The sequence below is a fragment of the Rhizobium sp. P1_E1 genome, assembly GCF_056406015.1.
In genome coordinates this window covers 1-6,693 of sequence record NZ_JBFUAY010000224.1, presented here as the reverse complement: position 1 = coordinate 6,693, position 6,693 = coordinate 1, and the positions used below count along the sequence as shown (strand labels likewise).

The following is a 6,693-nucleotide window of genomic DNA, read 5'->3' as shown; positions in this document are numbered from 1 at the left end:
CATCAATATGCCCGGAATGAGCGGGCTCGATCTGCATCGCCGGCTCGTCGCGCTGGGCAAGAGCATTCCGACTGTTCTGATCACCGCCTTTCCGGAAAAGAACGTACGCGCGTCTGCGTTGGGCGCGGGCATCGTCGGCTGCCTGACAAAACCGTTTGGCGAACAGGTTTTGCTTGATTGCATCAGTTCCGCGCTGGCTCTCAATAGCGGTGGGGAAAGCGGTTCATGAGGTCGCACACCGGGTCCTGGACAGCCTCACATGCGTCGTGCCGTGATGTATAAGGGGCTCGCGGCCGGTCCGCCACCGTCGTCAAAGCCTCAATGCCGCCCTCAACGGAATCTCGCAATTGACGGCTTCGACGATACCACGACCTCTGGGCTTCGATCCGCTGCAGCAGTTGAAGGGAACTCAGGTGAGGGACGGTACCCACTAGGCGGGCGCGGGCACGCTAGGGGTCGGGGCGCATCGAATCTAGAGCCACCCTCCTGAAAATCGGACGCGACGTAATCCCATCACCAGGGGCTTGCGTCGACGCCTGATATTCCAGGGCAAACCGGTCCGATAGTTTTCGATCATCAGCATCGATGACCTGTTGTCTTGTGCGGCCTTCCGCGTGCAAGTTTACCGCCCGCGTGACAAGGCCAGCATATCATCTCTAGTAACTGGCGCTCACCTTTAGAACATCGATGCGCATTACTTTCGGGATGCCCGACCCTAGACGACTTCGAGCAGGACCAACAGTTGAACGGGAAACCGGATAGCGATGCCGTCGCCGGGAACGACGATGTCACCGATGAGCACGATCGTCATAACGCCAGTCTTCCGGATGACCTGGCCGTTCGGCCTTTTGCCAAGCACAAGTTGCCACTTGGCGCCAGCAATCGGACCGAAGCAGCAATCAGATGGCGCCATGGGAGGTAGCGCTGAAACTCCCGTTGCTCATCCACGCATTGTCGATCACAGTTCACGGCGACGAGAACAACGCGGGAGCGGGATACGGTTACGATGCATCCATGGAAAACGCGGTGAGATCGGAGAAAGCGATGTGGAACTGTTTGGGCCTGCTGGCGGCAGGAGCCTTTCTCCTCCAGCCATGCTCCTTCGCCAACGCCCAGGCACCGAATGCCTTGGAGAGGGCCATCGGAGACGCGCAGCCATGCAGGTCTTTGAAGGCCAAGGTGTCGAAATTCGGCATCAGTGTGGAGGTCGGCATCGACAAGCTCGATGCCGTGAAGATCGAGAACCTGGAATTGTCGGTGAATGGCGACACCGCGGAGGCGAGCGCCCGGGGCACTCTTGCTTGCAAGACCTCAGCCGAAGCGCTGGTCGAAGGAGGGTTTTCAGCGACTGCCGCGGTTCGTCTGAAGGTCGACCTGGCGACCTGCAAGATGACTGACACCTCCATCGAGATCGTGAAGACCGGTGGCCGGTTCGGCGACATCGTCAAAGGACTGGAGACTGAAATCTCTGGCGCCCTGCGGCGAAGTTTGGAGAAGAACTTGGCCAAACTTTGCGAGAAGTGATCAGCGGATCGGCGAAAATCGTMCCAGTTGTCTCACAAGTGTTCGATCTCGCACAGACGGCGACAGAACGGGAACTGGAGCGCAAGAGGCAGGTTCGTTTAGCGCTCGTATGTTGGATCGGGGCGGGGTTGATGGCCGTCCTTGGCGCTGCCGAGTAAATCAAACACATTCGGACAGGCCGGACTTCTCAATGACCACAGTCTTCACCGGAGCACGCGTTACGTCGGCCGTGGCGATGATCGCGGTACTGGTATTCGTATGACTATAGCGGCAACGGCAGTCTCGAACTTCGTCGATGACCGCGCGAATGAGAGCCGGCTTCGTTTCATACAGAAGCCTATGGGACCGTTTACGGTAGAACACTCGGCATCGCCCGGCTATAAAGTTCATGCCACGTTGGCCTTTTAGCGGTAACCGATGCCTAATCCTCCCGAATCCTCAGGCGAAAGCGTTGGCAACTCGAGCACGGGTCGCAATCAGCCAGCAGATTCAGCGACGCAAGCGGCCGCCTCGGATTCGCCAGGAATCACCCAAGGCGACAACCCGCAACTCCCCCACGGAACCTTCGTGCAAACACGACAGGCTGCGAGCAATCTATTACGTGCGCTGCGCCACGATTTGAAGGCAAGTTCTGCGTTGGCGAAGACCAAGACGATGGCTTCGTTTTTGAGAGCGAAGCTAAGGAGGTCGATGCGGCTGGTAACCATATCAGCTCCCGCCAAATGGATGACGACTGCTCTGGCCAGAGCCGGGCGCGGCATTCGCGATCGGGATTCCAAACCGCGCGAAAGTCGCCGACGCCGATGGCTTCCGGCGAACTGGTGGAAATTCGCTATGGGGTCGGCCTTGCTTGTCTGYCTCCTCGTATGCAGCGTGCTGGTGTGGGCACTAAAGGACGTGCCCTGGAGCGAGATCCGTGACGGGACGTTAAAGCCTATCGTTGTGCTGGAAACCGCCGACGGTGCGCCGCTCGTAAGGCAGGGACCTTATCAAGGGCCATATGCGCAATACCACCAGTTCCCACCGCGGCTGATCGATGCCGTCCTTTCAATTGAGGACCGCCGGTTCATGGATCATTTCGGCGTCGATCCAAGAGGGATCGGGAGGGCGTTTCTCCGGAATTTGGAGGCTGGCTCGGTGGTGGAGGGGGGCAGCACGATCACCCAGCAACTCATCAAGCTGCAATACCTCGACAGCGATCGAACAATAAAGCGAAAGATACAGGAGGTTGTGATCGCAGTCTGGCTGGAGTGGAAGCTCGGCAAGCGGGAAATCCTGACGCGCTATCTCAACAGCGTCTATCTTGGCGCGGGCGCTACCGGCATGCCTGCCGCCGCGCGGATTTATTTCAACAAGGATATCGACGCCATTAACCTGCCGGAGTCGGCGATGCTGGCGGGATTGCTGCGGGCGCCAAGTCAATGGAATCCCATCGATAATTTCGAAGGCGCCCGGCAGCGTACCATGGTCGTTCTCGACGCGATGGCGACGAATGATAAGATTACCATGCCAGAGGCAGCGGAGGCCAAGGCGAGCTTTGCCAAGCTGCATCCAACGACGCCGACGCCGCGCTCGGGAAGCTGGTTTGCCGACTGGATTTCGCCGCAAGCGAGCGAAGTCGCCGGCTCCTCGCCGGGTTCGACGACGGTGCGAACCACGCTGGTGCCGCAATTGCAGCAAATCGCCGAAAGGGTCGTGAAAAGAGCCCTGGACGGTGAAGGAGCAACTGTCGGAGCATCGCAGGCCGCGTTGGTTGCGATGACCCCGGACGGCGCGGTCGTCGCCATGGTTGGCGGGCGCGACTACAAGGCGAGCCAGTTCAATCGCGCTGTCACTGCGATGCGCCAGCCGGGTTCCACCTTCAAGCTATTCGTCTATTACGCAGCATTGAAAGCTGGACTGACTTTGTCCGACCAGGTTCTGGACGCGCCAATTGACATAGACGGTTGGTCGCCAGAAAACTCCGGTGGCAACTATCGCGGTTGGGTTACGCTTGCCGAGGCGTTCGCGCGATCACTCAATGCCGCTTCAGTGGCGCTTGCCGAAGAGGTTGGTTTGGACAATGTGATTGCCGCAGCGCGTGAGCTCGGCATCGATACGCCCCTCGCCAGCACGCCGTCGTTGGCGCTCGGGACGTCCGAAGTAAATCTGCTTAACCTCACCAGCGCCTATGCGTCTGTCCAACTCGGCAGGGCACCTGTTAAACCCTGGGGCATCATCGAGTTTCAAGCGGCAGGGCAGCCCAACGTGTTTCGAGTTGGCTCGCAGTCAAAGCCGAATGTCGATCTTTCGCCTTACCAGTCCGATCTCCTCGGGCTCCTGCAGTTGGTTGTCGAACGCGGCACTGGGCGTGGAGCAGACCCCGGCTCGTTTGCAGCCGGCAAGACCGGCACCAGCCAAAACAATCGCGATGCCTGGTTCGTCGGCTTCACGGAATCGCTGGTCGTCGGAGTCTGGGTTGGCAATGATGACGACACGCCGATGAAGGGGGTCACGGGCGGCGCCCTGCCAGCGCATATTTGGCGGGACTTCATGCGCCAAGCGACGGCCGAACCTACGCCGAATGGAGTGCTATCGACAGGAGCGGCAAGCGATGGTCAAGGCGCAACACAGTCCTGCAATATCACCGCCTGCTCGCGCAGTTACCGCTCCTTCCGGCCGTCCGATTGTACCTATCAGCCATATTCCGGCGGCCGACGGCTCTGCGAAAAGTGACGTGGCGCGGTCGAGGAAGGCGCGGCTGCGGGCGACGAGGCGCCGTTCAGCGGATGAAAGTCAAATCCCCGCTCGTGGCCACGAGCGTAGTTGGTCGGCACCAGCACGGATTGCCGCGAGCGCCTTCGGATTCGTGACCGGATACCCCTGTATGAACGCTTCCCCATGCCGCTCACCTATCGGTGGTCCTCGTTCTTCATTTTTCCGGATGCCGAGGAAGCCCTACAGAAACTGGAACGCACCCGAATCTCGCATTGCTGGCGTACTTGGTGATGGTGCCGATGTTTTTCGCCCGTCGGGTTCGCAAAATTATAGTACTTGAAAGTACCCAAAATGTCCCTATAGTTGAGTCCATTGGAGAAAAATCGGCCAATGGACTTCGCACTCCTTTTCAACCTGTTCCTGAAGCCCAAGCAGGCCAACGTCACTGACGTCACACTCTGGCACAAGCACGAGACACTCTTTCCGGTGCCACTCGTCGACGGCGCCGCCCGAAACCCATCGGGACAAATCTGGCGCCGGCTGAACGGTGTGCAATGGGAATATAAGCAGGACCCCGAAACGATTGAAGAATTCGATGCTCGACAATATTGAGGCTTAAAGCCCTACTGTCGCACGGAACCTACGCCTCTCGACTATCCCATTATCTTTAGTGGAGAATTCCATGTCTAGGATGGTGGTTATAGGCGTGAAGGCGAAAAAGGCCTGGAGCACTTCGAGACTAAAGACGAGGCCTTCTCCGGTCACGTCTTGAGGATCCGGCAATTGATCTCGCAGTTGGCTTCGACCCAAGGAAGCAGCCTGTCAGCGATAGTCGATGCCGCAGGAGCAACGACCCGACCGGTCGGTTTTCGGGTGGGCGAAGAATTCATCCGGCGCGCCGCTCTCGACGATGGCGCCGGCATCCATGAACACCACGCGTTGCGCGCCCTCGCGGGCAAAGCCCATTTCGTGGGTCACCACCATCACCGTCATGCGTTCTTCCGCGGACAGCGACCATGTCATCGGATCGAGCACCGAGGTTGGTTCGTCGTAAACAGCCAGGCTGTGTTTCTCAAGCGGTCGAAACACCTTGGATGGGCTAGTAACCGCCCATTTCCCCGCGAACCGGGCCTATCCCCTGCGGCTGTGCGTAGGTTGTGTTGTACGATCCACTAGTTGCGCATCCTGAGAGTGTCATGAAGACGATTGCTGCTGCGGCCAAAATGTTTTTCAGAGGCACGGCGTTCTCCGATCATGGCAGGCTGCCCAGGCCTCAAGGGCCACGCCGAGGATTTTCCGTTAAATCACCTACAATGGCAAGCGCGTGGTTAGCTGGCGGTAAGTAGCGATACGGCCTCTTCAAGCGTCTACCTGACTGGATAGTCGCGCGGCGAGGCATCTTTCCCCAGCACGCTGACATAGTGGGTGCTGCTGGTGAACGCCTTGACCCAAATCCCTCGGGGGCGTGGTGGTCGGCCAGCGCAAAAGACCTGACCCGCCAGTTGACCAGCAGGAACCAACTGCTTCAGAAATCTGCCCCTCAAAATGTCCGCGGCAGTCGACGCCGCAGGAGCAACGACCCGACCGATCTGGCCTGGGGCGTCGCGCGTGCCACCCGCGACGGGGATCGATGCATCCCCGACCAGCACGTCAGATGGTGACCTTTCGCCTCAATCAGGCAAACAACGCACGAAGCTGAGCGAAAAACCCACTTGGTTTGGAGCCTGACATCTTCCGCAAACGGCGAGCGACGACTGCCGCGCTGACGCGTTCACCGAAATGGCAGAAGCAGACAAGATCATGCAATTGTTCATCGCCGAGGTCGAAGAACCGTTTGGCTTCTCCATAGCTGTCATTTTCCATTCCCGCCGCGCGCAGAATGGGATCAGCGAATGCAACGGAGATCGGCGTGCCGTCATCCCTGAGAGCAAGCCGATCGGCCATCGGCTGATATTCGGTTTCGTGAAGCGTCTTAAGAAACGGTCTCGGGCTGCCTTCGAGACTTTCGGCCCACCGTTCAAGCCGTTCGCGCCGCGTCATTTCGAGGCGCTTGCAGGTCGTGCTGACCTTTGCAATGGTTTTCAACTGATCGAGTGCGTACTGTTCCATCTCGGCCTCCTATCTCCGGAAAAATAGATGGTCCGCCTCCCAAAAATAGCGTCGCTCAGGTCTCAGCCGATGTCCAATCACGATTGAAAACGGCATCTCGTTGACGCTTCCGTAATCACTAGAGGCGCCTTTGCTTGCTGACTGGCTCTTTTCTCATAGGGTTTCTGCGCCATCTCATACCAAGGCAACCAGACAGGGTTCGGTATGGACGAGATATTCGAACAGCTTCTGCACCTTTCCTCACGCACCGAAACGCTGATTGCCGTCTACGATGGTCATGACCGGCTGCGATACGCCAACAGCGCCTTTCGTTCGGTTTATTTCATCGAGCCGGATGAAACTCCACTCTGGCCGGATCTCATG

General features: G+C 58.5%; 5 protein-coding genes and 2 pseudogenes. 5 read left to right on the top strand and 2 right to left on the bottom strand.

The genetic code is table 11. The features are described 5' to 3' along the window. The 4 genes from AC1D1Z_RS32150 to AC1D1Z_RS32135 all read left to right on the top strand — a co-directional run. A partial coding sequence (locus AC1D1Z_RS32150; RefSeq protein ID WP_477852884.1) for a response regulator occupies positions 1-229 on the top strand: 229 nt, incomplete at its 5' end. Positions 230-1,044: 815 nt separating this feature from the next. Further along, complete coding sequence (locus AC1D1Z_RS32145; RefSeq protein WP_028732637.1) at positions 1,045-1,524, top strand: LBP/BPI/CETP family protein; 480 nt, start codon at positions 1,045-1,047, stop codon at positions 1,522-1,524. 417 nt (positions 1,525-1,941) lie between these two features. Beyond that, the gene (locus AC1D1Z_RS32140) at positions 1,942-4,239 is read left to right on the top strand and encodes a PBP1A family penicillin-binding protein (RefSeq protein ID WP_477852882.1); all 2,298 of its coding nucleotides are present in this window, start codon (positions 1,942-1,944) and stop codon (positions 4,237-4,239) included. Between the two features lie 372 nt (positions 4,240-4,611). Next, complete coding sequence (locus AC1D1Z_RS32135; RefSeq protein ID WP_115156842.1) at positions 4,612-4,833, top strand: hypothetical protein; 222 nt, start codon at positions 4,612-4,614, stop codon at positions 4,831-4,833. Positions 4,834-5,043: 210 nt separating this feature from the next. Here AC1D1Z_RS32135 and AC1D1Z_RS32130 read toward each other — a convergent pair. Both AC1D1Z_RS32130 and AC1D1Z_RS32125 read right to left on the bottom strand, forming a co-directional pair. Beyond that, positions 5,044-5,283: pseudogene (locus tag AC1D1Z_RS32130) on the bottom strand (amino acid ABC transporter ATP-binding protein); the annotation flags it as partial. Positions 5,284-5,895: 612 nt separating this feature from the next. After that, positions 5,896-6,330: a hypothetical protein gene (locus tag AC1D1Z_RS32125; RefSeq protein ID WP_115156840.1), complete on the bottom strand. Its 435-nt coding sequence runs from the start codon at positions 6,328-6,330 to the stop codon at positions 5,896-5,898. 204 nt (positions 6,331-6,534) lie between these two features. Here AC1D1Z_RS32125 and AC1D1Z_RS32120 point away from each other — a divergent pair. Then, positions 6,535-6,693, top strand: a pseudogene (locus AC1D1Z_RS32120) (GGDEF domain-containing protein); the annotation flags it as partial.